This is a genomic window from Microbacterium sp. DWRC1-3, from assembly GCF_049896645.1.
GTDB classification, from domain to species: Bacteria; Actinomycetota; Actinomycetes; order Actinomycetales; family Microbacteriaceae; genus Microbacterium; species Microbacterium maritypicum.
In genome coordinates, this window is sequence record NZ_JAFCUS010000002.1 from 154,853 (window position 1) to 180,857 (window position 26,005).

The 26,005-nt window shown below is 68.4% G+C and carries 26 protein-coding genes; 15 read left to right on the forward strand and 11 right to left on the reverse strand.

Annotated features, from left to right (window positions below):
* Positions 1–95: 95 nt before the first annotated feature.
* The gene (gene soxR, locus ACP699_RS13450) at positions 96–545 is read right to left on the reverse strand and encodes a redox-sensitive transcriptional activator SoxR (protein ID WP_055869318.1); all 450 of its coding nucleotides are present in this window, start codon (positions 543–545) and stop codon (positions 96–98) included.
* Positions 546–662: 117 nt separating this feature from the next.
* On the opposite strand from soxR, the gene fdxA reads away from it, so the two are divergent.
* Genes fdxA through ACP699_RS13470 form a run of 4 tightly spaced genes read left to right on the forward strand, consistent with a single transcriptional unit; the run spans position 663 to position 3,492 of the window.
* Positions 663–989, forward strand: a complete 327-nt coding sequence (fdxA, locus tag ACP699_RS13455; protein WP_091032694.1) for a ferredoxin — start codon at positions 663–665, stop codon at positions 987–989.
* Positions 986–2,344 (forward strand): FAD-dependent oxidoreductase, encoded by a 1,359-nt coding sequence (locus ACP699_RS13460; protein ID WP_426171779.1) that lies wholly within the window; start codon positions 986–988, stop codon positions 2,342–2,344. The genes fdxA and ACP699_RS13460 overlap by 4 nt, the downstream gene beginning before the upstream one ends.
* Entirely contained in the window at positions 2,341–2,850 is a 510-nt protein-coding gene (locus ACP699_RS13465; protein ID WP_055869321.1) for a flavin reductase family protein, read from the forward strand. Before ACP699_RS13460 ends, ACP699_RS13465 begins: the two co-directional genes overlap by 4 nt.
* A 12-nt stretch (positions 2,851–2,862) precedes the next feature.
* The gene (locus tag ACP699_RS13470) at positions 2,863–3,492 is read left to right on the forward strand and encodes a superoxide dismutase (protein ID WP_055876472.1); all 630 of its coding nucleotides are present in this window, start codon (positions 2,863–2,865) and stop codon (positions 3,490–3,492) included.
* A gap of 51 nt (positions 3,493–3,543) precedes the next feature.
* Here ACP699_RS13470 and ACP699_RS13475 read toward each other — a convergent pair whose 3' ends face one another.
* Entirely contained in the window at positions 3,544–3,837 is a 294-nt protein-coding gene (locus ACP699_RS13475; protein ID WP_055869323.1) for a metal-sensitive transcriptional regulator, read from the reverse strand.
* 258 nt (positions 3,838–4,095) lie between these two features.
* Between ACP699_RS13475 and ACP699_RS13480 the strand changes: the two genes are divergently transcribed.
* Complete coding sequence (locus ACP699_RS13480) at positions 4,096–5,742, forward strand: FAD-dependent oxidoreductase (RefSeq protein ID WP_426171782.1); 1,647 nt, start codon at positions 4,096–4,098, stop codon at positions 5,740–5,742.
* Here ACP699_RS13480 and ACP699_RS13485 read toward each other — a convergent pair.
* Together ACP699_RS13485 and ACP699_RS13490 are read right to left on the reverse strand one after the other, a co-directional pair.
* Positions 5,739–6,746 (reverse strand): LacI family DNA-binding transcriptional regulator, encoded by a 1,008-nt coding sequence (locus ACP699_RS13485; protein ID WP_017831290.1) that lies wholly within the window; start codon positions 6,744–6,746, stop codon positions 5,739–5,741. The genes ACP699_RS13480 and ACP699_RS13485 overlap by 4 nt on opposite strands.
* A gap of 86 nt (positions 6,747–6,832) precedes the next feature.
* On the reverse strand, positions 6,833–8,503 hold the full coding sequence (locus tag ACP699_RS13490; protein ID WP_055869325.1) for a glycoside hydrolase family 13 protein: 1,671 nt from the start codon (positions 8,501–8,503) through the stop codon (positions 6,833–6,835).
* A 226-nt stretch (positions 8,504–8,729) separates the two neighbouring features.
* Here ACP699_RS13490 and ACP699_RS13495 point away from each other — a divergent pair, with 226 nt between their 5' ends.
* Together ACP699_RS13495 and ACP699_RS13500 are read left to right on the forward strand one after the other, a co-directional pair.
* Complete coding sequence (locus ACP699_RS13495) at positions 8,730–9,158, forward strand: DUF1761 domain-containing protein (protein WP_426171785.1); 429 nt, start codon at positions 8,730–8,732, stop codon at positions 9,156–9,158.
* Between the two features lie 187 nt (positions 9,159–9,345).
* Positions 9,346–10,611: a hypothetical protein gene (locus ACP699_RS13500; protein ID WP_426171787.1), complete on the forward strand. Its 1,266-nt coding sequence runs from the start codon at positions 9,346–9,348 to the stop codon at positions 10,609–10,611.
* Positions 10,612–10,618: 7 nt separating this feature from the next.
* On the opposite strand, the gene purQ is transcribed toward ACP699_RS13500, so the two are convergent.
* The 3 genes from purQ to ACP699_RS13515 all read right to left on the reverse strand — a co-directional run bounded on the left by purQ (position 10,619) and on the right by ACP699_RS13515 (position 12,207).
* Positions 10,619–11,326: a phosphoribosylformylglycinamidine synthase subunit PurQ gene (gene purQ, locus ACP699_RS13505; protein ID WP_055869328.1), complete on the reverse strand. Its 708-nt coding sequence runs from the start codon at positions 11,324–11,326 to the stop codon at positions 10,619–10,621.
* Positions 11,323–11,571 carry a phosphoribosylformylglycinamidine synthase subunit PurS gene (gene purS, locus ACP699_RS13510; protein WP_017831295.1) on the reverse strand — a complete coding sequence of 83 codons (249 nt, stop codon included), beginning with the start codon at positions 11,569–11,571 and terminating at the stop codon, positions 11,323–11,325. The genes purQ and purS overlap by 4 nt, the downstream gene beginning before the upstream one ends.
* Positions 11,572–11,673: 102 nt before the next feature.
* Positions 11,674–12,207, reverse strand: a complete 534-nt coding sequence (locus ACP699_RS13515) for an adenine phosphoribosyltransferase (protein ID WP_017831296.1) — start codon at positions 12,205–12,207, stop codon at positions 11,674–11,676.
* A gap of 135 nt (positions 12,208–12,342) precedes the next feature.
* Between ACP699_RS13515 and ACP699_RS13520 the strand changes: the two genes are divergently transcribed.
* The 5 genes from ACP699_RS13520 (at position 12,343) to ACP699_RS13540 (ending at position 18,298) form a co-directional block, all read left to right on the forward strand.
* The gene (locus ACP699_RS13520; RefSeq protein ID WP_426171790.1) at positions 12,343–13,653 is read left to right on the forward strand and encodes an ABC transporter substrate-binding protein; all 1,311 of its coding nucleotides are present in this window, start codon (positions 12,343–12,345) and stop codon (positions 13,651–13,653) included.
* 97 nt (positions 13,654–13,750) lie between these two features.
* Entirely contained in the window at positions 13,751–14,839 is a 1,089-nt protein-coding gene (locus tag ACP699_RS13525) for a carbohydrate ABC transporter permease (RefSeq protein WP_426171792.1), read from the forward strand.
* A complete protein-coding gene (locus ACP699_RS13530) occupies positions 14,836–15,726 on the forward strand; it encodes a carbohydrate ABC transporter permease (protein ID WP_055869331.1) in 891 nt (296 codons plus the stop codon). The genes ACP699_RS13525 and ACP699_RS13530 overlap by 4 nt, the downstream gene beginning before the upstream one ends.
* A 5-nt stretch (positions 15,727–15,731) precedes the next feature.
* Positions 15,732–17,162, forward strand: coding sequence for a GH1 family beta-glucosidase (locus ACP699_RS13535; protein ID WP_426171795.1), 1,431 nt, complete (start codon positions 15,732–15,734; stop codon positions 17,160–17,162).
* Between the two features lie 140 nt (positions 17,163–17,302).
* Positions 17,303–18,298 carry a LacI family DNA-binding transcriptional regulator gene (locus ACP699_RS13540; RefSeq protein ID WP_127483329.1) on the forward strand — a complete coding sequence of 332 codons (996 nt, stop codon included), beginning with the start codon at positions 17,303–17,305 and terminating at the stop codon, positions 18,296–18,298.
* A 110-nt stretch (positions 18,299–18,408) separates the two neighbouring features.
* Here the strand turns inward: ACP699_RS13540 and ACP699_RS13545 are convergent, their stop codons facing one another.
* Entirely contained in the window at positions 18,409–19,470 is a 1,062-nt protein-coding gene (locus ACP699_RS13545) for a hypothetical protein (protein WP_288969574.1), read from the reverse strand.
* Positions 19,443–20,315: a DUF1266 domain-containing protein gene (locus tag ACP699_RS13550; RefSeq protein ID WP_426171797.1), complete on the reverse strand. Its 873-nt coding sequence runs from the start codon at positions 20,313–20,315 to the stop codon at positions 19,443–19,445. The genes ACP699_RS13545 and ACP699_RS13550 overlap by 28 nt, the downstream gene beginning before the upstream one ends.
* Before the next feature lie 130 nt (positions 20,316–20,445).
* Here ACP699_RS13550 and ACP699_RS13555 point away from each other — a divergent pair, with 130 nt between their 5' ends.
* Positions 20,446–21,132: a TetR/AcrR family transcriptional regulator gene (locus ACP699_RS13555; RefSeq protein WP_235563379.1), complete on the forward strand. Its 687-nt coding sequence runs from the start codon at positions 20,446–20,448 to the stop codon at positions 21,130–21,132.
* Positions 21,133–21,207: 75 nt separating this feature from the next.
* On the opposite strand, the gene ACP699_RS13560 is transcribed toward ACP699_RS13555, so the two are convergent.
* Positions 21,208–22,026, reverse strand: a complete 819-nt coding sequence (locus ACP699_RS13560) for a matrixin family metalloprotease (protein WP_055869336.1) — start codon at positions 22,024–22,026, stop codon at positions 21,208–21,210.
* Positions 22,027–22,262: 236 nt separating this feature from the next.
* Complete coding sequence (locus ACP699_RS13565; RefSeq protein ID WP_017831303.1) at positions 22,263–22,901, reverse strand: GntR family transcriptional regulator; 639 nt, start codon at positions 22,899–22,901, stop codon at positions 22,263–22,265.
* Between the two features lie 1,053 nt (positions 22,902–23,954).
* On the opposite strand from ACP699_RS13565, the gene ACP699_RS13570 reads away from it, so the two are divergent.
* Entirely contained in the window at positions 23,955–25,232 is a 1,278-nt protein-coding gene (locus tag ACP699_RS13570; RefSeq protein ID WP_055869339.1) for an NRAMP family divalent metal transporter, read from the forward strand.
* A gap of 4 nt (positions 25,233–25,236) precedes the next feature.
* Complete coding sequence (locus ACP699_RS13575) at positions 25,237–26,004, forward strand: LamB/YcsF family protein (protein WP_055869342.1); 768 nt, start codon at positions 25,237–25,239, stop codon at positions 26,002–26,004.
* Position 26,005 lies beyond the last annotated feature (1 nt).

Below are 26,005 nucleotides of genomic sequence, written 5' to 3' on the forward strand. Positions count from 1 at the left end.
GCCCCTCGCCGAGACCCACTGCCGCCGACGTCTGTGGCGATGGGTCTGGCGGGCGAGCGTGGGTCTCGGCGATAGTGACGCGGCGACGCGAGGGTTCAGTCCTGCAAGCGCTGGGGGCCGGCGCCCTGGGTGCCCAGGGCGTCGTCGGGGTTGAGCAGGCCGCACGCCTTCATCGACAGGCAGCCGCAGCCGATGCATCCGGTGAGTTCGCGTTCGAGTCGTTCGATGCCCTCACGGCGCTTCTCGAGTTCGCGCTTCCAGCGCCTCGAGGCCCGCTGCCAGTCGGCGTGGCTCGGAGTCTCGGTCAGGGGCACGTCGGCGAAAGCCGTCTGCACGTCGGACAGCGGGATGCCGAGGCGTTTGGCGACCGTGATGAGCGAGACGCGGCGCAGCATGTGCCGGGCGTAGCGGCGCTGGTTCCCGGGAGTGCGGGTCGAGGCGATGAGGCCGAGCGACTCGTAGAAGTGCAGAGCGGAAGCGGCGACTCCGGTGCGCCTGGTCATCTCGCCGATCGTCAGCGGCTCGTCGGGTGCGTGCGGACTCATCCCGGTGCCTTCCTCGATTTGACCTCAAGTATACTTGAGGTTTTACGGTTGTCAGGTGGCCCCGATACGGGCCGAACGACCGAACGAGGACAGCGTGACCCGAACGAAGACCCCGCGATGACCTATGTGATCGCTCTGCCGTGCGTCGATGTGAAGGACAAGGCCTGCATCGACGAGTGTCCCGTCGACTGCATCTACGAGGGCGAGCGGTCGCTCTACATCCACCCGGATGAGTGCGTGGACTGCGGTGCCTGCGAGCCGGTCTGCCCCGTCGAGGCCATCTACTACGAAGACGATCTGCCCGACGAGTGGCAGGACTACTACAAGGCCAACGTCGAGTTCTTCGACGAGATCGGATCTCCCGGAGGCGCCGCGAAGACGGGGATGCTCGCCTTCGACCACCCGATCATCGCCGCACTCGCGCCCCAGGGAGAACACGCATGACCGTCGCCGAACCCCGCATCGCCATCGTCGGGGCGGGCCCTGCGGGCATCTACGCCGCCGACATCCTGCTCGGCCGCGTGCCGAACGCGGCGATCGACCTGTTCGAGAAGCTGCCGGCGCCCTACGGCCTGGTCCGCTACGGCGTCGCCCCCGACCATCCGCGCATCCGCAAGATCACCGATGCGCTGCACGAGGTGCTCGTGAACCCGCGCATCCGGCTGCGGTGCAACGTCGAGATCGGCGTCGACGTCGGGATCGACGAGCTGCGTGCGGCGTACGACGGGGTGATCGTGGCGACGGGGGCCGACCTCGACGTCGCCCTCGACATCCCCGGCATCGATCTGCCCGGATCCTTCGGCGCGGCCGATTTCGTCGCCTGGTACGACGGGCACCCTGATGCGCCGCGCACCTGGCCTCTCACGGCGGAGACGGTGGCCGTGCTCGGTGCGGGCAACGTGGCGCTCGACGTGACGAGGATCCTCGCCACGCACGCCTCGGCGCTGACCCACACCGACACTCCGGATGCCGTGCTCGATCAGCTCGCGGCCAGCCCGCTGCGCGACGTGCACCTGTTCGCCCGTCGGGGCCCCGCCGACGTGCGGTTCTCGGCCATGGAGCTGCGAGAGCTCGCCGAGCGGGACGACGTCGACGTGATCGTCGACCCGGAGGAGCTCGCTCTCGACGAGCACGCCGAGCGGATGGTCGCCCAGTTCTCGCAGCGCCGCATCATCGTGCGCACCATGACCGAGTGGGCGGCCCTCGATCCGGCGAGCCGCACCGCCTCGCGCCGCATCCACCTGCACCTGCGGCAGCGCCCGGTGCGACTGCTCGGCTCCGACGCCGTGACGGGCATCGAGATGGAGCGCACCGCCTCCGACGAGCTGGGCCGGATGGTCGGTACCGGGCACCTGTTGCGCTATGAGGTCGGGGCGGTCTATCGTGCCGTGGGCTATCGCTCCACCCCTGTTCCCGGGATGCCGTTCGACGGCGATCTCGGCGTCGTGCCGCACGTCGAGGGACGCGTCGTGGACGCGGAGGGCGCACCGATCCCGCGGCTGTACGCGACCGGCTGGATCAAGCGCGGTCCGGTCGGGCTGATCGGCTCGACCAAATCGGACGCCGCACAGACCATCGGACATCTCGTGGACGACCTCGACGCCCTGGAGCGCGAGGCCCGCGACGACGACCCGATCGTGCATCTCACCCACGCCGTCGACTTCGACGGGTGGCTGCGCATCGATGCGGCCGAGCGCAGCGCCGGCGCGGACCGCGGTCGCGAGCGGACCAAGCTCGTCGAGCGTGAGGAGATGCTGATGCATGCCAAGCAGGAACAGATGATGGAGGCCGGCCGATGACCGCGACACCCGTACCCACCCCGATCGGCGAGGCGCTCAAGGCCGCGTTCCGCACGCACCCCGCCGGCGTCGCGATCATCACCGCGAGCACACCCGAGGGCCCGGTCGGTCTCACGGCGTCGAGCGTCGCCTCTGTGGCGGTCGACCCTGCCGCGATCGTGTTCTCCGTGACCCGTGCCACCGGTTCCGCCGGGGCGATCCTGGGGGCTGCGACCTTCGTGGTGCACCTGATCGACGACGAGCATGCCGACCTCGCGCAGAGCTTCGCCGTGAGCGGCTCCGAGCGATTCACGCCCGAGCAGGGGTGGGCCGCACTGCCGACCGGAGAGCCTCATCTCCCCGAGGCCAGGGCGGCGCTGCGCTGTCGGACGATCCAGACCGTGGCGGTCGGCTCGTCGACCGTCGTCATCGCCGAGGTCATCGACGTGCTGGCAGGGCCGACCGGCCGCCCGCTCGTCTACCTCGACCGCCGCTTCCACGCCCTTCCGAACGACACCCACCACTGAAAGGAAGACGTCATGTCCACTCTCTACACGCTCCCTGAGCTGCCCTACGACTACTCGGCCCTCGAGCCGCACATCTCGGGCAAGATCATGGAGCTGCACCACTCCAAGCACCACCAGGCCTACGTGACCGGTGCGAACACCGCGCTCGAGCAGCTCGCGACCGCTCGCAGCGCCGGCGACCTCGCGAACGTCAACAAGCTCGAGAAGGACCTCGCGTTCAACCTCGGCGGCCACATCAACCACTCGGTGTTCTGGCAGAACCTCTCGCCCGAGGGCGGCGGCGCCCCCGAGGGCGAGCTGGAGGCCGCACTGGTCGACGCGTTCGGGTCGATCGAGGCGTTCCGCGCGCACTTCACCGCGACCGCGCTCGGCGTGCAGGGATCGGGCTGGGCCGTGCTGGCGTGGGACAGCGTCGGAGCGCGCCCCGTGATCTTCCAGCTGTTCGACCAGCAGGGCAATGCCCCACTCGGCGTCACCCCGCTGCTGCAGCTGGACGTCTGGGAGCACGCGTACTACCTCGACTACCTCAACGTGCGCGCCGACTACGTCAAGGCGTTCTGGGAGCTGGTGAACTGGCCCGACGTGCAGCGTCGCTTCGAGGCAGCCCGCACGGCGACGAAGGGTCTCATCGTCGCGAGCTGACCGTGATGTGCGGCCGGCCGTGAGTATCTGCGCGACCGGCCGTGCTCGCGGTCACGCGAGAGAGAGGAAGAGCCTCTCCAGTTCGGCCATCGACACCCCACCGGTGTCGGTGGCCGTCTCCGTCTCCGTCTCCGCCTCCGGGTCGGTCAGGCACTCCTTCATGGCGGAGGCGATGATCTGGAAGCCCGCCTTGTCGAGCGCCGAGGTGACGGCGGCGAGCTGTGTGACCACCGCACGGCAGTCGCCTCCGCTTTCGACGGCGGCGATCACGGCCCCGAGCTGTCCCTGCGCGCGCTTGAGTCGATTGACGATCTTGCGCTGAGTCTCGGCGTCTGCGGATGACATGTTCGCTCCCTGAGTGTCGGCTGGACTTCTCACTATACCCCCTGGGGTATAGTGAGACCCAGATACCCGTGGGGGTATCGGTGAGGAGTCGAGAACAATGTGCCGAGCAGTCCGTTGCAAGACCTGTGGCAAGACGACCTGGGCGGGGTGCGGTGAGCACGTCGACGCTGTGCGGCGAACGGTTCCCGCATCGCAGTGGTGTTCCGGGCACCCGAAGGAGCAGACGCAGCGCGGCTTCTTCTCGCGGATGTTCCAGCGATGACGTCCGCCGAACCGCTCACGGTCGTCATCGTCGGCGGTGTCGCCGGGGGGATGTCCGCGGCTGCGCGCCTGCGCCGGCTCGACGAGCACGCGCAGATCGTGGTCTTCGAACGCGGACCCGAGGTCTCCTACGCGAACTGCGGGCTGCCCTATTACGTGGGAGGCGCGATCGCAGAACGCGAGTCGCTGCTCCTGCAGACGCCCGCGTCGCTGCGCAGCCGCTTCCGACTCGACGTCCGCGTGCGTCACGATGTCGTGCGCGTGGACACCGCCCAGAAGGTGGTCGAGGTCATGGACATCGACACCGGGCGCCGCTTCACGCAGCGCTATGACACGCTGATCCTCGCCACCGGTGCGCGCCCGCGGCGGGATGAGCCCCTCTCCGACGTCCCCGTCCGCAGTCTGCGGACTGTCGAAGACGCGGACGTGATCGATGCGTCGCTCTCGCGCCCCGGAGTGCCGGTGGTGGTCGTCGGCGGTGGCTACACGGGCCTGGAAGCGGTCGAGAACCTCGTCGCACGGGGAGCGTCGGTCACCCTCGTGCAGCGGGGGCCCCACCTGCTCTCTCCTCTCGATGCGGAGATGGCCGCCCCGATCGCCGCCGAGATCCGTGCGCGCGGTGTCGACGTGCGCCTCGGGGTCGAGGTCGCCACGGCGGGGAGCGGCGCCGTCACGCTCAGCGACGGGTCGTCGGTCGCCGCAGAACTGGTTATCGATGCCTCCGGTGTCGTACCGGAGACGGCGCTGGCGGAGGGCGCCGGCATCCGCCTCGGTGAGACCGGCGGCATCGCGGTCGATTCGATGTGCCGCACGAGCGCGCCCGACGTGTTCGCTGTGGGAGACGGCGTCGAGAAGCTCGAGCTCGTGGGCGGTGACACGGCTCTCATCACCATGGCCGGCCTCGCGAACCGGCACGGCCGCATGGTGGCCGATCTCATCGCGGGGCGGACCGAGACGGTGCGACCCGCACTCGGCACCGGGATCGTCCGCGTGTTCGGGATCGCCGCGGCGAAGGTGGGGTGGAGTGAACGGCAGCTCCGGGCGGCGGGGCGCGAGTTCTACGTCGTGCACGTGCACCCCGGATCCCATGCGGGGTACTACCCCGGTGCCGAGACGCTGTCGATGAAGCTGCTCGCCGACCCTGGATCCGACGCCATCCTCGGGGCGCAGATCGTCGGGCGGGACGGTGTGGACAAGCGGATCGACGTGGTGGCGACGGCCATGCAGGCCGGCATGCCCGCGGCTGAGCTCGCGCATCTCGAGCTCGCATACGCGCCGCAGTTCGGCTCGGCGAAGGATGCGGTGAACATCCTCGGCTACGTCGCGGAGAACACCCGCACCGGCACCACTCCGACGATCCAGTGGCATGAGCTCGAGGCCGCGCAGACGGCGGGAGCGACCTTGATCGACGTGCGCTCGCCCGCGGAGTTCGCGGCCGGGGCGATTCCCGGTGCCCTCAACGTGCCGGTCGATGAGCTCAGGGATCGGCGGGACGAACTGCCGGACGGGCCCGTCGTGGTCCACTGTCAGGTCGGATTGCGCGGGCACATCGCCACCCGGATCCTCCGGCAGCACGGTGTCGACGCGCGCAACCTCGACGGCGGCTATCGCACCTGGCGCGACGCCACCCTGCTTCGCGGCTAGAGCAGGCGCGCGGTCGTCCCACGCACGTTCAGCTCGTAGGGCAGCGCCGAGGGGATGTGCACGGCATCCGGGGTGGCGAGCTTCGCAAGCACCGCATCCGCTGCCCGCTCTCCCTGTCCGAGCGGGAACTGATCGACTGTGGTCAGGCGGAAGAACTCGCCGAGCTCGTGCCCGTCGATGCCGACGATCGACAGCTCCTCCGGCACGCTGAAGCCGAGGTCGCGAGCCGCGAGCAGGGCGCCGATGGCCATCTCATCCGACGCCGCGAACACCGCGGTCGGGCGGGGTCCCGGGCGTCCGAGCAGCTGCTTGGCCGCCCGGTATCCGCCCTCGACCGTGAAGTCGGCTGGTTCGAGGAAGGCATGGTTCAGGGGGAGGCCGGCCTTCGCCAGAGCCTTCTCGAAGCCCAGGCGGCGGTTGGTCGGGATGTGGAAGTCGATGTCGAACTCGGGGTTCGCCCCGATGTGCGCGATGTCGGTGTGCCCGAGGCTGATCAGGTGCTCGGTCGCCAGCTGCGCGACCGCGACGTCGTCGACCGTGAGGGTGTCGAGCTTCGGGTTCGGACCGCCGATCGCGATCACGGGAAGCCCGAGGTCGAGCAGGTACTGGGTCTCGTCCTCGTCGAGCTCGATCGACACCGCGATCACGGCATCCACGCGCTGCCGACGCAGGAACGTGTCGAACACGTGGCGGCGCACGTCCTTGTCGGCGGTGATGTTGTACAGCGTGATGTCGTAGCCCGCGCGCATGAGAGCGGCGGAGACGCCGGAGAGCACCGTGCTGAAGAACCACCGGTCGAGGAACGGGACGATGACGCCGACGTTGCGGGTGCGACCGGAGGCCAAGCTCGACGCGCGCGACGAGACGACGTAGCCGAGCGACTGCGCCGCGGCCTGCACCCTCTCCTTCGCGGACTCGGACACATGGCCGCGTCCGCTCAGTGCGCGCGAGACGGTCGCGGTGGAGACTCCGGCGAGCCGGGCGACCTCATCGATGCTGGCCATGTGTTCCTTCTCGAAAAGTGCTCCGGTCGCGATTCCTGTCGTCTCACGGGGGAGTGAGCGGCAGGAATCGCGACCGGAAGGGCCTGTCAGGCCTGGATTGCGGTGGTGTACCAGACGGCGGTGTCGACCGGGATCGATGCGCCTTCGAACGGCTGGCTCTGCAGGATCACGAGGGCATCGGCCGGCAGGTCGATCGGCGCGGTGCCGAGGTTCGCGACCACGTGCACGTCACCGCGGCGGAAGGCGACCGCGTCGGGACCGGCGTCCTCCCACACCAGCGAGCCGCTGCCGAAGCCGTGCTCACGACGAGCGGCCAGCAGACGCTTGTACAGCGCGAGCGTCGACGAGGGGTCGACCTCCTCGACGTCGCGGGCGTAGGCCGACCAGTCGGCGGGCTGCGGGAGCCACGAGAGACCGGTGTCGTTGAAGCCGAACGCCGGAGCCTCCGCCTCCCAGGGCAGTGGCACGCGGCATCCGTCGCGTCCGTAGCGCTCGCCGTTCGTGCGGAACCAGGTCGGGTCCTGACGGTACTCGTCCGGGATCTCCATGGCTTCGGGCAGCCCGAGCTCCTCGCCCTGGTACAGGTACGAGGAACCGGGCAGTGCCAGCATGAGCGTGGTCGCGGCGCGGGCGCGTGCCAGGCCGATCGCGGTGTCCGGCTTGCTCGGGGTGTTCGGGCCGATGCCCTCGCCCTGGGGGTTCTCGGCGGTCAGCGCGAGGCGCGAGGCGTGGCGCACGACGTCGTGGTTCGACAGCACCCAGGTGCTCGGGGCACCCACCGCGCCGAAGTCGTCGAGGGATTCGCGGATGACATCGCCCAGCGCCTTCGCATCCCACGGCGTCATCAGATACGGGAAGTTGAAGGTCTGGTGCATCTCGTCCGGACGCACCCAGAGAGCGGTCTGCTTGAGCGTCGGCATCCAGGCCTCGCCGCACAGCGCGCGGTCGCCGTCGTACTCGGCGAGCACCTTGTGCCAGTCGCGGTAGATGTCGTGCACGCCGTCCTGGCCCCAGTACGGCACGTTCGACTCGCCGCCGCCCATGGAGTCGGCATCGCTCGGGGGCGTGTAGTCCGGCAGACCGTCGGCCTTGATCATGCCGTGCGCCACGTCGACGCGGAAGCCGTCGACACCGCGGTCGAGCCAGAAGCGCAGGATGGAGCGGAACTCCTCGCGCACCTCTTCATTGGTCCAGTCGAAGTCGGGCTGGGTGGCGTCGAAGATGTGCAGGTACCACTGGCCGGGGGTGCCGTCGGCCTCGACGACGCGCTCCCACATGCCGCCGCCGAACACCGACTCCCAGTTGTTCGGCGGAAGCTCGCCGTTCTCGCCCTTGCCGTCGCGGAAGATGTAGCGCGCGCGCTCGGGGCTTCCCGGCGCGGCCTTCAGCGCCTGCTGGAACCAGACGTGCTGGTCGGAGGAGTGGTTCGGCACCAGGTCGACGACCACGCGGATGTTGCGTGCGTGGGCCGCTTCGAGCATGTCGTCGAAGTCGGCGAGCGTGCCGAACAGCGGGTCGACGTCGCGGTAGTCGGCCACGTCGTAGCCGGCGTCACGCTGCGGGCTGGTCATGAACGGGCTCAACCAGATCGCGTCGACGCCGAGCTCCTGCAGGGCGTCGAGCCGGCTGGTGATGCCCGGCAGGTCGCCGATGCCGTCACCCGAGGCATCCGCGAAGGAGCGGGGGTAGATCTGGTAGATGACGGCGCTGCGCCACCACTCGGAACCGGGGGCTGCGATCTGCTCAAGCTGTGCCATGGGAACAGGCTAGTGCAAACGCTTACATTCATGCCAGAGCGGGGATCGAATCGGTTCGGTGACGGGAGCTGTGCGCGGGCGTGCGGGCGTTTGCAGGAGGATTCGCCGGATGCATGAGCTCTTCGCCCGCGGGGGTCATGCATCCGTCACGCGATCATGCCGGTGTCGCCGGCGGCCCGATCGCAACCGGGGAGTAGGGTGAGGCATCCGATGAGTGGAGGCTGTCATGGATCCCGAGATCAACTACTGGGCGGTCCTGCTGGCCACCGCGTCGAGCATGATCGTCGGCTCGATCTGGTACGCCCCGAAGGTGTTCGGCACGCGGTGGTCGAAGCTCGCGAACGTCGACATGGACCGTCCGGCGGCGACGGCGGTCTGGCCCATCATCACCACCGTGATCGTCAGCTTCATCACGGCATGGGTGCTCGCCGGAGCCTCCTCGATCGCCTGGCACTTCTACGGCGGATCGTACTTCTGGGGTGCCATCGTCACCGCGGTGACGCTGTGGGCGGGCTTCACGGCCGCCCGTTTCATCACGCATGACGCGTTCGAGGGGCGCTCGACCAGGCTCACCACCCTGAACATCGCTCACGAGCTGGTGACCGTCGTCGTCATGGCGCTCATCATCGGCGTCTGGCCGCCGGCGCTCGCCTAGAGCACCGCCCGGACTCCGGGGATCGGGGGCTGTCAGCGGATCGGCGCGCATCGGATTCGCCGATGGGAGAGGCATCCTTAGACTTTCGCCGCTTCTGCGGTCTCGACGGGGCTGTCAGTGTGGGTCTCGTGGCCTCCGGGCCGCCCGCGTGGTCCTGACGGCGCGCGGTTCTGACCGAGGGGTCCCGATGTCCGGTTCTTCGCGCCGATCGGCGCCGTGGGCGATCGCCGCAGCGCTCGTCGCCGCGGCCGTGCTCGTGGGAGCGGCTCCTGCCGCCTGGGGTGCCATCCGGCCGGCGGACGACCAGGGCTCCGGGGTGGGCGACCCGGATGCCGCGCAGTCCGTCGCGCTGGCGTACGAGTTCCTGGATGCGCGTGTCGATCAGTTCTGCGACGGGGCCGGTCACTGTCTGCCGCGCAGCTACGAGGGCGGGTTCTTCACCACTCCGAGCTGGGACTTCACACCCTCGTTCGTCTACGACGACGCGCTCGTGATCATCGCCTACACCGCGCGCGGCCTTCCGGATGATCTCCGTCGCGCGCGGGCGATCGGCGACACGCTCCTCTTGGTGCAGGACAACGACCCGATCGGCGACGGGCGCACCCGGGCGTCGTACGAGCCGCACGGAATCCGTCAGGGGCGAGTGGAGATCACCGGTCCCGGTTCGTTCACCGGGAATCAGGCATGGGTCGGGCTGGCCCTCACGCGTCTCGCACACGCCACCGGGGATCAGCGGTACCTCGACGGGGCGCTGCGTGTGGGGCAGTGGATCCAGGACAACACGGCCGACATGGTCAGGGCCCCGTACGGCTACACCGGCGGTCAGCTCGAGGACGGCACGTCGCTGAGCTGGAAGTCCACCGAGCACAACAGCGATGTGTCGGGGTTCTTCACGCAGCTGGCACAGCTCACGGGGGACGCGGTGTGGTCGGACAGAGCGGCCGTGGCGGCCGACTTCGTCGCGGCGATGCAGAGCGCCGACGGCCACGTGAACACCGGCACGGGACTCGACGGCTCGACCGTCAACACCCGCCCGATCCCCCTGGATGCCCAGACGTGGAGCTCACTCGCCACCGGCGATCCGCGCTACGGCGCCGCTCTGGACTGGACACTCGCGAACCTGATCGCGACCGATGGCCCGTACACGGGGCCGTCGATCAGCGAGGTCGACGTGTCCAAGGCATGGTTCGAGGGCGGCGGGCACCTGGCTCTCGCCCTCAAGCTGCGCGACGGAGCGGGCGACGCCGATCGCGCCGAGTCGCTGCTGAGCAGCATCCGTCTGGCGCAGCGCGACGCGCCCAACGGCGACGGCAAGGGCATCGTCGCGACGTCGAACGACGGCCTCGACTCCGGATTCGGCGACCTCTACTACGCCAGCCTGCACACCGGTGCGACCGCGTGGTACCTGCTCGCGGCAGCCGGGGACAACCCCTTCGCTCTGCCGGTCGAGTGACCCGGGGCTACGCGGCGACGCGGGCGACCGCGGCGATGGCGCTGGTGAAGAAGTCGAGTCCGTCAACACCGCTGCGCATGGCGACGGAGGTGTCGGGGCCGAATCCCGCCTCGGTGGCGTGCTCGGGGTGCGGCATCAGGCCGACCACATTTCCGGCTTCGTTGGTGAGGCCGGCGATGTCGCGCAGCGACCCGTTCGGGTTGACTCCGGCGTAGCGGAAGGCCACGAGCCCCTCGCCCTCGATGCGGTCGAGGGTCTGCTCGTCGGCGATGTAGCCGCCGTCGGCGTTCTTGAGGGGGATCACGATCTCCTGGCCGTTGCGGAACGCATTGGTCCAGGCGGTGTCGGAGTTCTCCACCGTGAGCCGCTGGTCGCGGCGCACGAAGTGCTGGTGGTTGTTGCGGATCAGGCCGCCGGGGAGCAGATGCGCCTCGACGAGCATCTGGAAGCCGTTGCAGATGCCGAGCACGGGCATGCCCTTCGCCGCGGCGTCCTTGACCTCGCTCATGATCGGCGAGAGTGCGGCGATCGCACCGGCGCGCAGGTAGTCGCCGTAGCTGAAGCCGCCGGGGAGGACGAGGGCGTCGACGCCCTCGAGGTCATGCGAGCCGTGCCACAGCGCGACGGGCTCGGCACCGGCGATGCGCACGGCGCGCTGCGCGTCGCGGTCGTCGAGCGAGCCGGGGAAGGTGATGACGCCGATGCGGACGGTCACTCGGCGACCTCGATGCCGACGACATCCTCGATCACGGAGTTGGAGAGCACCTCGTCGGCGATGCGCTTGGCCTCGGCGAGAACCTCGTCGGTGACCTCGCCCTCGACGGTGAGCTCGAAGCGCTTGCCGATGCGCACGTCGGTGAAGCCCTCGACGCCGAGGCGGGCGAAGGCGCCGGAGACGGCCTTCCCCTGCGGGTCGAGCAGTTCGGGCTTGGGCATGACGTCGACGACGATGGTGGGCATGAACGGCTCCGGGAGTCGCGGGCGGACGGGCGCACCCAGTCTACTGCCCCGGGCCCGCGCTCTTTCCCGGCGCGTGTGTGCGACCGCGGAGCGGACGACCGACTACGCGGAGTGGAAGACGGTGTGCAGGTCGCCGACTGCCTCGCGGCCGCCGAGACCGTCGATCTCGAAGAGCACCGAGATGCCGACGACGTGGCTTCCGAGGCGCTCGACGAGCTCGCGCCCCGCGGCGAGGGTTCCTCCGGTGGCGAGCACGTCGTCGATGAGCAGCACGCGGGATCCGGCCGGCAGATCGTCGTGCATCTCGATCGTGGCGGTGCCGTATTCGAGGGCGTAGTCGACGGATGCCGCGGGCCGGGGGAGTTTGCCGGCCTTGCGGATCGGGATGAGTCCGACGCCTGCGGCGATGGCGGCGGCGCTGGCGAGGATGAACCCTCGCGCCTCGATGCCCGCGATCACGTCGAACTGCCCGGCGAAGGGCTCGATGATCGCCTCGGTCGTCACGCGGAGGGCCTCGGCGTCGGCGAGGAGCGGCGTGATGTCGCGGAAGATGATGCCCGGCTGCGGGTAGTCCGGCACATTGCGGATCAGGGCTTCGGCGCGGACGAGGGCGGGGGACAGGGTGGCTTCGGGCACTGCCCAAGGGTACCCCGCGTCGGTCGGGTTGACACCGTGGGAGCGCTCCCATAGAGTGACTGGTCAGTTCGTGGGAGCGCTCCCACGGCACCCCGAAGCACCACACACCGCACGACCACCACAAAGGAGTGAACTGTGAACACACGTGCCCGCCACCGGATCCTCGTGACTGCCGCCGTGGCATCCGTCTCTGCCCTCGCCTTCGCCGGCTGCTCCGGAAACACGGGAGATTCCGGGGAAGGAAGCGCCGACGAACAGGTCACACTGACCGTCACCACGTTCGGCACCTTCGGCTACGAAGACCTCTACAAGGAGTACGAGAAGGCGCACCCGAACGTCAAGATCGAGGCGACCAACATCGACACCGGCGGCAACGCCCGCACCGATGCGTTCACCAAGATCGCCGCCGGTTCCGGCCTCAGCGACGTGGTCGCGATCGAAGAGGGCTGGCTCGGCGCCATCATGGACGTCTCTGACACCTTCGTCGATCTGCGCGACTACGGCATCGAAGACCGCAAGGACGACTGGGTCGACTGGAAGTACGGTCAGGCGACCGACGCCGAGGGTCGCGTCATCGGATACGGCACCGACATCGGCCCGAGCGGCATCTGCTACAACGGCGCTGCTTTCGAGGCGGCGGGGCTCCCGAGCGACCGCGAGTCGGTGGCCGAGCTGCTGAACGGCGACTGGGAGAACTACTTCGCGGTCGGCGCCGACTACACCGCGAAGACCGGCAAGGCCTGGTACGACCACTCCGGCTTCGTCTGGAACGCCATGGTCAACCAGCTGGACGAGGGGTACTACGCCGCCGACGGCACGTTGAACGTCGAGGACAACGCCGAGCTCAAGGAGCGCTTCGAGCTCCTGGGCGCCGCGACCGAGGGCGGGCAGTCCGCCGCGCAGACGGCGTGGGACTGGAACGGCGGCAAGTCGTTCGTCGACGGCACCTTCGCGACGTTCGTGTGCCCGGGCTGGATGCTCGGCGTCGTGCAGGGGCAGGTCGAAGCCGGCGGCGGTGACGCGTCGACCGGATGGGACTTCGCCGACGTGTTCCCCGGAGGCGCAGCCAACTGGGGCGGTGCGTTCCTGTCGGTCCCGGAGTCGTCGCAGCACAAGAAGGCGGCCGCCGAACTCGCCGACTGGCTGACGCAGCCCGAGCAGCAGGTGAAGCAGTCCGCTGCTGCCGGCAACTTCCCCTCGACGATCAAGGCGCAGGAGACGCTCGCGGCCGACGCGACGCCGAACGCCTTCTTCAACGACGCCCCGACCGGTGCGATCCTCGCCGAGCGCGCCAAGGGCGTCGTGGCCCAGTTCAAGGGTGCCGATGACTCGGTCATCCAGGAGAACGTCTTCGGCCCGGCGCTCAGCAGCCTCGATCGCCGCGAGACCGACACCCAGGGCGCCTGGGATCAGGCCGTCGGTCTGCTGAACGACCTCGTCGGCTGACATCCCCCTTCCGGTCGCAGTTCCTGTCGCCTCGCCCCACGGTCGGCGACAGGAACTGCGACCGGGACTCCTCGGAACTCCGGGACAAGGACACCCCATGACTCTCACCGCCCCGCCCGCGGAAAACCGCGAGAAGGCATCCCCGGCGAAGGATGCGCCGTCGAAGCCCTCCTGGCGCCACCGCGTCTCACGGTTCGACCAGAACGCCTCACCGTACTTCTACATCTCGCCGTTCTTCCTGTTGTTCGGGCTGGTGGGGCTGTTCCCCCTGCTCTACACGGTCTGGGTCGCCGTGCACGAGTGGGATCTGCTGAAGGGCGAGGGGGAGTTCGTCGGTGTCGGCAACTTCGTCGAGATCCTCGGCGACGGGATGTTCTGGAACTCGATCGGCAACACCCTGAGCATCTTCCTGCTCTCCGCGATCCCGCAGCTGGCCGTGGCCCTCGTGATCGCCTACCTGCTCGACCGCGGCCTGCGGGCGCCGACCTTCTGGCGGATGAGCGTGCTGATCCCGTTCGTCGTGACCCCGGTCGCCGTCGCCATCATCTTCTCGAGCATCTTCAACGAGGCCGACGGCCTGGCCAACAACCTCCTCAACCTCATCGGCATCGCCGACCAGGAGTGGAAGCACAACACCGCGCTGTCGCACATCGCGATCGCTGTCATGGTGAACTTCCGCTGGACGGGCTACAACGCCCTGATCCTGCTGGCCGCGATGCAGGCCGTGCCGCGCGACCTGTACGAGTCCGCGGCGCTCGACGGGGCGGGAGCGGCGAGACGCTTCTTCTCCATCACGATCCCCACGATCCGTCCGACCCTGATCTTCGTCATCATCACCGCGACGATCGGCGGGCTGCAGATCTTCGCCGAGCCGCGTCTGTTCGACGTGTCGACCGCGGGCGGCATCGGTGGCAGCGACCGCCAGTTCCAGACGACGGTGCTGTTCCTGTGGGAGCTGGCGTTCTTCCGACGAAACCTCGGAGAGGCGTCCGCCGTCGCGATCCTGCTGTTCCTGCTGATCGTCGGGATCGGTGTGATCAACTTCCTCATCTCCCGGCGGATCTCCACCGGAGACGCCCCTAAGAGCCGTGCGGCCCGTCGCCGCGCGCGCACCACCGGATCGGCGGCGAGCAGGGCCGCCGCCGGATCGACGATCGCCACCACGACCGAGGAGAACGCGCGATGACCGCCACCCAGGCGCTGAGCGTCCCCGAGAAGATCCGCCGGCGCCGAGCCGTCGCCGGCGGTACCGCCGGCATCGGCAGCCGCCCCGGCTTTCTCACCTACGGCCTCCTGGCCGCGTTCATCATCGGCAGCGTCTACCCGCTGTGGTGGTCGGTCGTGGTCGCCAGCGGCACGAACGCGACGCGAGGTGAGACGCTCCCGCTGATCCCCGGCGGCAACTTCCTCGCCAATGCGGCTCGGGTGTTCGACGCGATCCCGTTCTGGCTCGCCCTCGGCAACTCGTTCCTCATCTCGGGCATCATCACGCTCTCGGTCGTGACGTTCTCGACGCTCGCGGGCTACGCCTTCGCGAAGCTGCGCTTCAAGGGCCGCGACGGACTGATGATCTTCGTGATCGCGACCATGGCGATCCCGACGCAGCTGGGCATCATCCCGTTGTTCATGCTGATGCGCGAGCTCGGCTGGACCGGATCGATCGGTGCGGTCATCGTTCCGACGCTAGTCACCGCGTTCGGCGTGTTCTTCATGCGGCAGTATCTGGTCGACGTCATCCCGGACGAGCTGATCGAGGCCGCGAGGATGGACGGGGCGAACCAGTTCCGCACCTTCCTGACCGTCGGGCTCCCCGCCGCCCGGCCGGCCATGGCGATCCTCGGACTCTTCACGTTCATGACCGCGTGGACCGACTACCTGTGGCCGCTCATCGTGCTCTCCCCGCAGAACCCGACCCTGCAGACGGCGCTCAGCCAGCTGCAGTCCGGGTACTACATCGACTACTCGATCGTGCTCGCCGGCGCGGTGCTCGCGACCCTCCCGCTGCTCGTGCTCTTCGTGGTCGCCGGACGCCAGCTGGTCAGTGGCATCATGGCGGGCGCGGTGAAAGGATGACCCCTATGACCCGCTCCTTCCCCGAGAACTTCTTGTTCGGCGCCGCCACCGCCGCGTACCAGATCGAAGGGGCGGCGTTCGAGGACGGGCGCACCGCATCCATCTGGGATGCCTTCTCGCGTGAGCCGGGTGCCGTGATCGGTGCGGAAAACGGCGATGTGGCCTGCGATCACTATCACCGCTACCCGCAGGACGTGGCGCTCATGAAGCAGCTCGGCCTGCAGACGTATCGTTTCTCGACGTCGTGGTCGCGGGTGCGCCCCGACGGCGGAGCGGTGAACGCGGCCGGTGTCGATTTCTACGAGCGCCTGGTCGACGAACTGCTCAGCGCCGACATCCTGCCCTGGCTGACGCTGTACCACTGGGACATGCCGCAGGCGCTGCAGGAGGCGGGCGGCTGGACGAACCGTGACACGGTCGATCGCTTCCTCGAGTACGCGGGCACCATGCACGATGCGCTCGGCGATCGCGTGAACGTGTGGACCACGCTGAACGAGCCGTGGTGCTCATCGTTCCTCTCCTACACCGCCGGCGAGCACGCACCGGGGCACACCAGCATCGCGGAAGGTCTGCTCGCCTCGCACCACCTGCTGCTCGCGCACGGCAGGACGGTGCAGGAGCTCCGTGGACGTGATGCCTCGCTCAACCTCGGCATCACCCTGAACCACACGGTCGCCGACCCCGCCGATCCGCAGAACCCGGCCGACATCGACGCGGCCCGGCGCGTGGACGGACAGTTCAACCGCTGGTTCCTCGACCCCATCTACCGCGGCAGCTACCCGGCCGACATCGTCGACGACATCCGTGCGGTCGACGCCGAGGCTGTCGCACGGTTCGAGGCGGCGGTCCATGACGGCGACCTCGAGACGATCTCGCAGCACATCGACACGCAAGGGGTGAACTACTACCACGGCGACCTCGTCTCGGGCACGGCGCCGGTCGAAGGGCCCGTCTCCGCGGAGCCAGAGACCGAACGAGAGCGGCGCAGCCCCTATCCGTCGAGCGACGACATCCACGCGGTCGAGCGGGGCCTGCCGCGCACGGCGCAGAACTGGGAGGTGCAGCCCGAGGGCCTCACCCGGGTGCTGCAGCGCGTCTGGACCGAGTATGCCGAGCCCGCGGGCACCGTGCTCTACATGACCGAGAACGGCGCGGCCTACGACGACGTCGTGGTGGTCGAAGACGGCGAGACGCGCGTGCACGATGCCGATCGCACCGAGTTCCTGCGACTGCACCTCGGTGCGGTGCTCGACGCCGCGGAGGCGGGCGTGGACGTGCGCGGCTACTTCTACTGGTCGTTGTTCGACAACTTCGAGTGGGCGTGGGGCTACGACAAGCGCTTCGGCATCGTCCGCGTCGACTACGACACCCAGGAGCGCACCCTCAAGGACTCGGGGCGGGAGTACGCGCGCATCATCGGCGACCGCGCGCTCTGATCAGCGCGTCGCTCCCGATTCGAATCGTCGGAGCGGTCCCGTCCGGGGTCGAGAGGCGGCAGTTTGCGCGACGCGGAGGGGGAGTGTCGTCGCAGCCCGCCGACCGGTGAGAATAGGGCGATGGAAGAGTGCGTACGTTGATGTCGCCCCGAGCGACCATCGAAGAGGTGGCATCCGCCGCCGGTGTCTCCCGATCGACGGTGTCGCGCGTCGTGAACGGGTCGACCGCCGTGAGCCCGGAGGCCCTCGCCGCCGTGCGCGCCGCGATCGATGAGCTGAACTACGTGCCCAACCGCGCGGCACGCTCCCTCGCCTCACGGCAGACGCACGCGATCGCCCTGATCGTGCCGGAGGACACCACCCGCTTCTTCGGCGACCCGTTCTTTGCGGCCATCGTCGCCGGGATCACGGGTGCCCTCGGCGGCTCGGACTACCTGCTCAACCTGCTCATCGCGAGCGATGACCCTGGCGACAAGATGACCAGCTTCGTGCGCAACGGCGGCGTCGACGGCGCGTTGATCGTGTCGCATCACACGAGCGACGCGTTCGTCGATCGGATCGCGGATGCCGTTCCGGTCGTCTTCGGTGGACGCCCCGTGCGTCGGCGCGACGGCGACTACGTCGTCGATGTCGACAACGTGGCCGGAGCGAGGAACGCCACCCGCCGCCTGATCGACATCGGGCGCACGCGCATCGCCACGATCTCGGGTCCGCTCACGATGGTCGCCTCGGAAGATCGTGTGCAGGGGTTCCGCGCGGCTCTCGCGGACGCCGGACTCACTCCGTATGCGGAGGAGGAAGGCGACTACAGCGAGTCGAGCGGAGCGGAAGCCGCCAGACGGCTGCTCGACGGCGGACGACCGGATGCGATCTTCGTCGCGAGCGACCTCATGGCCCGTGGCGCACTGACGGCACTGCGCTCGGCGGGTGTGCGCGTGCCGGAGGACATCGCCCTGGTCGGTTTCGACGACTCCTCGGTCGCCATCACCACCGATCCGCAGCTGACCACGATGCGCCAGCCGATGTACGCGCAGGGTGAGGCGATGGCCCGGGTCCTGCTGTCGCGACTGGCAGGCGAAGAGCCGCCGACCACGACGATCCTGCCGACTGAGCTGGTGATCCGCGCCTCCGCCTGAGCGGTCGCGCCGGTGGGCGTGCCCTGCGGCGGAGGGGATGAACACGGCTGTGGCCCTGGCGCCCCCTCCGGGCCAGGCCCACAGCCGTGGGTCGGTGTCGGCTGAGCAGGTCAGCCGAAGATCGACGTCAGCAGATCACCGCCGAACAAGGAGAACGCGGTGATGCCTGCGGACAGCAGCAGCACCGCGGCTGTGCCGGCGAGCGCGAAGACGGAGATCCCGCGGCCGCCCAGCCGTTGGCCACGCAGGCCGATGGACACGCCCGCTCTGGCGGCGATGTCTCCGGCGTCATCGTCGCGATACAGCTCGGTGCGTGCCGCGAATCGGCGGTGGAACTCCTCGGCGAGGGTGATCGCCGCCGCCATGGTCTCGGCGCGGTCGAACCGCGTGCCGGAAGGCAGGTAGACGTAGAGCCGGTCGGATACGAGTTCGATCTCGGCACCCGAGCCGAGGTCGAGCACGCGGGCCATCAGGTCGGGTGTGAAGATGTAGAGCGCGTCCTGCTGGTAGCCCTTCGGCACCAGAAGGCGGAACGTCTTCGCGAACTCGCCTTCCAAGTCCAGGCGCGCAGCCCCGCGCCCTAGACCCAGCGTGGGGATGATGCTGCGCTTCCGGTTCGCGAGCACGATGTGCGGAACGGGTGCCGGCAGCGGCAGCTCGATGAACGCGAACGGGCGCTGGATCGTCGCGCGCTCCTGGCCGTGCGAGACCGAATGGTGCATGCCCATCTCGAACGGCATCCGCTCGTCATCGCAGGCGATCACCGCACGTTCGCGCCCGTGCACGACCCGCGTGAACGCGGTGCCGGGGCGGCGGGTTCGCTCGAGTGCGTCGGCGTAGGCCCAGCCGTTCTGCCAGGCGAAGGCTGCGACCTTCACCCGGCGGCTCAGACCCACAGCCCACCAGACGAAGCCGACGGCGGCGAGCACCGTGTACCCGATCACGAACACCCCGAGGATGGGTGCGACCGTGAGGATGTCGCCGCGCCCGAGGAACCACAGACCCGTCAGCATCGCGGCGGCGAACAGCAGGACGGCGACCAGGACCACCAGGAACCGGCGATGCGGCGGGATCCCGCAGAGGCGTTCGTAGGTGAGGATGTCGCGGAGGCCCGCGCTTCTTCGCAGCGGTTCCAGATCGACGGCTACAGGCTCCACGACAGCGACGCCCACGGACCGTTGCGCTTCTCGGTCGCCGCGGCCTGGAAGTCGGACCAGCCGTCTCCGAACTTCTCGAACGACTTCTCGTCGACACTGCCGTCCGACCAGTGCATCACGCGGCCCACGATGTAGCTCAGACCGAAGTCTGCCCACGACTCGAAGGCCGGGCGTGCCTCGATATTGATGCGGTGGATGATCGCGCGTGCTTCGGCGACGTCGCCGTGTCCGAGCGCGACGCCCCAGGTGGTCATCGCGACGGCCTGACCGATCCCGTAACCGTCGAGGGTCTTCACGAAGAGACCGGGGGTCACGATGTCCTTGCCCACGCGCTTGCGCACCTCGGACTCGGCGTATTCGATCGAGGTGACGAAGGTGCGCGCATCGCGCTTGTCCCCGCCTTCCTGCACGATCGCGGCAAGCCACTCCTTGGCCTTCGGGGTGCGTCCGAGGCGCTGGGCGAGCTCGACGCGGACGGCGAGGTAGAGCATCCACACCTCGCGACGACGACGGACGGTGCTGAGGCGCTCGATGTTGGCGAGCCAGTCGTCACGTGTGTGCACACCCCATTGGTCGACCAGGACCTTCTTCTCGCTGTCGCCGAGGAGCGAGGCGGTCGGATCGTTCCAGTATCCGGAGGGCAGGTTCACGATCTGCAGGAAGCCGAGCGCGAGCTCGTTCGCCTCGGTGTCGCTGGTCGAGTAGTCCGGCGAAGCCTTGACCTTGGCCGCGGGGAGGATCCAGCTCACGAGGAAGAACAGCGCGACGACGCCGACGATCGCCCAGGCCCACCACTGGCTGATGAGCCATTCGAAGATCGAGGTGACGCTGTTGAAGTCGACGCTCGCGAGAGAGTGCATTGATGCTCCTGGGCAGGGGGGGGGAAGTCCGTGTCGGTTCATAGATTGAACGCGTATTCAGTGAGTAATCTATACGGCAGGGGGCGATTCGGAAAAGACAAGCCGGCAGGACTCGGGAGGTGGATGCCACATGGCGCGCTCCGACGAGCAGAACCGGCTGGCCCGCGAGCGCGCCAGGGAGAACATCCTGCAGGCGGCGATCGAGACCTTCAGCGAACGCGGCGTCGCGGGTGCGAGCATCGCGGAGATCACCCAGCGCGCGGGTGTCGCGCAGGGGCTCGTGAACTACCACTTCGGTGGCAAGGAGCAGCTCGTCATCGCCGTGATCGATCGCTGGTTCGAGACGGTGCTCGGCTTCGCCCGAGTGGAGGGGACCCCCGACGAGATGCTCGCGGCGGTGATCGACGCCGCTCTCACGGCGACCGCCTACGCGATTCCGTTGCAGCGGGCCGTGCTGGCGATGCAGCAGCAGCCCTCGACGCACCGGCTGTTCGCGGTGTCGGAGGCGCGGCACGAAGCGGCAGCGACCGCAGCGGAAGACGCGGTTCGCGACCTGTTCCGCGCGCGGGGGGCGGAGGATCCGGCTCTCGAGGAGGTCATGCTGCGCAGCACGATCGAGGGTGTCTTCGTGAAGTCCGCCGTCTTCGGCGACACCTACCCGCTCGAGGAGGCGCGACGCTGGATGTTCCGGCGCTACGGTCTGCCGGAGCCGACGACGCCCATCGCGCCGCCGGTCCCCCTCCGCGACGGTGAACCGCGGCCTCGGGCGACAGCGGCGCTGCGCTCGGACGAGGAGCGTGCGGACGCATCCGCGTGACGAACGGCACGGACGCGGGGTCCGGTCGTGAACGACCGGACCCCGCTGATTCCGACAGCGTTCGAGTGAACGGTGTCAGTTTCCGTAGAGTGCGACGACTCCGTCGGTGTCGACGCTCGTCATCGACAGGTCGGCGGACGATCCGTTGCACTGCGGGTAGTGCATGATCGACGACGAGTCATACGGCGTCAGCGGACGCCAGTTATTGTCCTCGAAGCAGGTGCCGGCCTCGGGGCGGGTGTGCTCGTGGCGGAAGCCGAGCACGTGACCGAGCTCATGACCCAGCACATTCGTCGGGGTCCAGGACGAGCCCGGGGTCCAGATCGAGTCGTCGATGAGGACGTTCTGCAGGCGCGGCGCCGTGCTCGGGAAGAAGGCCCGGGCGATGTACTGCGTCGTCTGCACGGGCTCCACGGAGAAGAGGACGGCGTTGTTGCGCGTCGTGCAGTTGGCATCGGCGCTGCTGTCGTAGATGAAGTCGATCTTCGATGATGCGGCCTCCCAGAGCGCGGCGCCGCTTTCCATCGCGCTCACGACGTCGGCGTGACGTGCACCGAATGCCGTGCTGACGCAGTAGGTGAGGGCGCTCGCCTGCGCGTCGGACCACTTGTCGTCGATGCTGTTGACCGTGTTGACGATGAGGCCGTTGGTCACGGGATCGGCGCCCAGGAGCTGTTCGTAGAACGACCGCAGTTCGCCCTGGTTGGAGATCACCTCGTCCCCGTTGACGACGTAGGCTCCGTCGATGTCTCGGTAGGTCGACGCCTCGAACTCCTGGAAGGTGGGGATGTCGTCGGCGTCGGGTGCGGAGTTCGCGGCAGCGGGGATGACCGTGCCGAGGCAGAGCGCAGCAGCCGCGGTAGCGGCGAACGCCAGTTTTCTCGTGAGTCGCAAAGTACTGGTCCTTTTCGATCTGAACGATTCCGCGCGCCCCCTCGGTGCGCGGCCCCCGGGGAGAAAGGCGGGCAACTCTGCGTCGTCGATCGCCCCGAAGTCCGCTCACGGTAACCATGCCTTTCACGGGATCGCAAGGCATCTCCCGGCACGTTCACAGATTTATGCACTCAGGTCAGAAATACCGAATGCTGTTCTGGTCGAACGTGCTGTCCGACGTCGCGAGAGGTCGGGGGTCAGGGGTGACCCATGCGGGCGAAGGCCCCCAACACGCTGCGCTCGGATGCCGTGAGGTAGCGCTCGAGCTCTTCGGTGGCCGCCTCGGGCCCGCGCTCCAGCAGCGCGGTGAGCACCGCGCGGTTGCGCCGGACGAACGGCTCATGCAGTGATCGCGGCTCGTCGATCTCGAGGAAGACGAGGCGCAGCTCGGCGGCGACGTCTCGGTAGGTGCGGGAGAGGCGTGCGCTGTCGGCGAGGGCGACGATCGCGTCGTGGAAGGCCATGTTGGCGCTGCCGATGCGCCGCCAGTCCTCGTGCGGCAGCTGCTCCTCTGCCTCGGCCAGGGCATCGCGCATGAGCTGTACGGCGGGGTGCTCCGGCTCGGACTGGCGCAGCGCCGTGCACTCGATCACGCGGCGGGCGCGGTAGATGTCGATCACGTCGGCGATGGTGGGGGATGCCACCGAGACGCCGCGATGCGGGATGTGTTCGACGAGCCCCTGCTCGGCGAGCACACGGAACGCTTCACGGAGGGTGTTGCGCGAGACGTCGAACTGCTCGGCGAGGGCGGACTCCGACAGTCGCGACCCCGGCGCGAAGTCGCCGTCGATGATGCGCTGTCGGAGCACGTCGGCGAGCACGCCCTGCTGGTTCATGCCTTCATCGTAGGTGGCGCCGTGGTCGGATCGTCTACGGGTGGCCGCGCTGCCGACATGCACAGTTGGGGAGGGCCCCGAATCCCGCCCGTCTCCGCCGGGTGCCCGACACTGTCCAGGTCCTCGCGCGCAGCCGCGAGGACGTGGAGGCGAATCGTGCCGTCCTGGTGCACGGTAAAGACGGGCTGCAGGAGGACCAGCAGACCGGTACATCAGCGTGCGGACCCACGATCGAGTAACTGCCAACGGTTTCCACGCCCCTACCCCCAGGTCAAGCGACGCAAAACGCTCGGCTGCAAGACACAGCCGAGCGTTTCGCATGAGTGAACAGTGCTGCTCACGTTCTGTTCTCCTTATTCGCTTCTTTCGTGTGGTCCGTCTTGCCTTCGCGCGAAGTTCTTGATGCTAAGCGCGAGAGCAACGATCACCAGTACGAGAGAAACGCCCCAGAACGCCCAGACCGCGTCGTGGAAGATGTCGATCCGAGCGAGCAGCGGAAGAGTTGCTGCGAGGAGCAGGAGGGCGATGATAGTGGCGCGTAGCGCGAAGTGTGCCTTCATGCGGGGCCTAGGAGGCCATCGCTTGAGCCACGCAGGTGCCCGCGGTCGTGCCGATCACTCCAGCCGTCGCGACGACGCAGGCCACACATCCCAGCCCTGCGGTGCCTGCACACAGAAGAGCGCAAGCGACACCGACTGCCGTGACAGCCCACTGCGCAATTCCGGCATTGATCAGGAGGTTCCCCCATTTGTCATCGGCACCCCCAAGGCTCCCCAGGGTCTCTCCCATCCTTGTCTCCCGCGTGACTCTTGTCTGTCCCCCGTCTGGCCGACAGACGAAGGGCGGGCCTGGACGGAGGGAAAGACCATTCCTCTGTCCAGGGTGTGTCTCCCTTCGTCCACACCCCAACCCCTTTGTCGCGCGTCGGGCGGTAGCGACACGAAAGCAACCGCTCTGTAGCACGGCCGTAACATGATTGTTGAACAATCGGTTTCTATCCGTTCTACACTGGGGGTCACCCGACACCCACCAACGACGATGGGAATCCCCCGCATGTCTGAGCAGACCACCGCCTCCCTCTCCCCGGAGGACGAGGCCCGCCTCTCGTCCGTCAAGAAGCGCGCGGGCCGCAGTGCCGTCATCGGCGCGATCTTCCTCATGGCCACCAGCGCCATCGGCCCCGGCTTCATCACGCAGACCGCCACGTTCACGGCGACGATGGGGGCGGCCTTCGCGTTCGCGATCCTCATCTCGATCCTCGTCGACATCGCGGTGCAGCTGAACGTCTGGCGCATGATCACCTCCTCGGGCAAGCGCGCCGGCGAACTCGCCAACAGCGCCATCCCCTTCTCCGGGCACCTGATCGCCGTGCTCGTCGTGATCGGCGGGCTGGCGTTCAACATCGGCAACATCGCCGGTGGTGGGCTCGGACTGAACGCTCTGCTCGGAATCGACACCAAGCTCGGCGGCATCGTCACCGCGGCCCTCGCGATCATCATCTTCCTCGTGAAGAAGGCGGGACCGGTGATGGACGTCGTGCTGGTCGTGCTCGGCATCGGCATGATCGTCATGACCGTGGTCGTGGCCGTCATCGCGCAGCCGCCGATCGGCGAGGCCCTGCGCCAGACGTTCGCGCCGGATGAACTGAACTTCGCCACCATCACGACCATCGTCGGCGGAACCGTCGGCGGGTACATCACCTACTCCGGCGCCCACCGCTACCTCGACTCCGGCCACACCGGACCGGAGCACGCCCGCTCCGTGATGCGTGCGGCGACCAACGGCATCCTCGTCACGGGTGTCATGCGTTACGTGCTGTTCCTCGCGATCCTCGGGGTCGTGGCCTCCGGTGTCACGCTCGACCTCTCCGGTCAGGGCGCGAACCCCGCCGGTCAGGCGTTCGGCGCGGTGCTCGGCGATGCCGGACTCCGCATCTTCGGCGCGATCTTCTGGGCCGCCGCGATCAGCTCGGTCATCGGGGCGGCGTACACCTCCGCCACCTTCCTCTCCACCTTCACCAAGAAGCTCAAGGGCGGCTGGCCCCTGCAGCTGGCGACCGTCGCCTTCATCGTGGTGTCGCTGGCGGTGTATCTGTCGATCGGCACGGCGCCCGCGGCGATCCTCGTCTTCGTCGGCGGTTTCAACGGCCTGATCCTGCCGATCGGACTCACGGTGTTCATGTACATCGGCTGGTTCCGCCGGGACCTGCTCGGCTCGAAGAAGTACCCGATGTGGCTGCTCGTCGCCGGTACGCTCGTGACGCTGCTCACCTGGTACATGGGGATCGTCTCGGTCGGCCCCATCTTCGCCTTCCTCGGAATCGGAGCGTGATCGCATGACGTCGATCGACCTGAACTCGGACCTCGGCGAGAACGTCGCCGACCGGATCGTCAGTGACGATGCGAGCATGCTGCGCCTCGTCACGAGCGCCAACGTGTCATGCGGGTTCCATGCGGGGAGCCCTGAGGGCATCCGCGAGACGCTCGCAGCAGCAGTGCAGGGCGGCGTCGTGATCGGCGCGCATCCCGGCTACCGTGACTACGAGAACTTCGGACGAACGAAGGTCGACATCGACTCGGCCTCGCTGCAGGCGCACGTCGAGTACCAGCTCGGTGCTCTCGTGGGACTCGCCGCCGCTGTGGGCGGGAGGGTCTCGTACGTCAAGCCGCATGGTGCGCTCTACAACACGATCGCGCGCGACGAACGGCAGTCGAAGGCCGTCGTGGCGGCGATCCGCGCGATCGATCCGAGCCTGGTGCTGCTGGGGCTCTCCGGGGGCGTCGTGCTCGATGTCGCCGCGCGCGCCGGACTCGCGGTCGCCGCTGAGGCCTTCGCCGACCGCGCCTATCAGCCCGACGGGCAGCTGGTGTCGCGTACCGAGGAAGGGGCCGTGCTGCACGACCCGGATGCGGTCGCGGAGCGCATGGTGCGCCTCGCCTCGGAGGGCGTGATCCGTGCGATCGACGGCACCGACGTACCCGTGGTCGCCCAGTCGATCTGCGTGCACGGCGACAGCCCTGGTTCGGTGGCGATGGCGGCTGCGACCAAGCGGATGCTGCAGGACGCAGGCATCACGATCGCACCGTTCGCGGGCGCGCGATGAA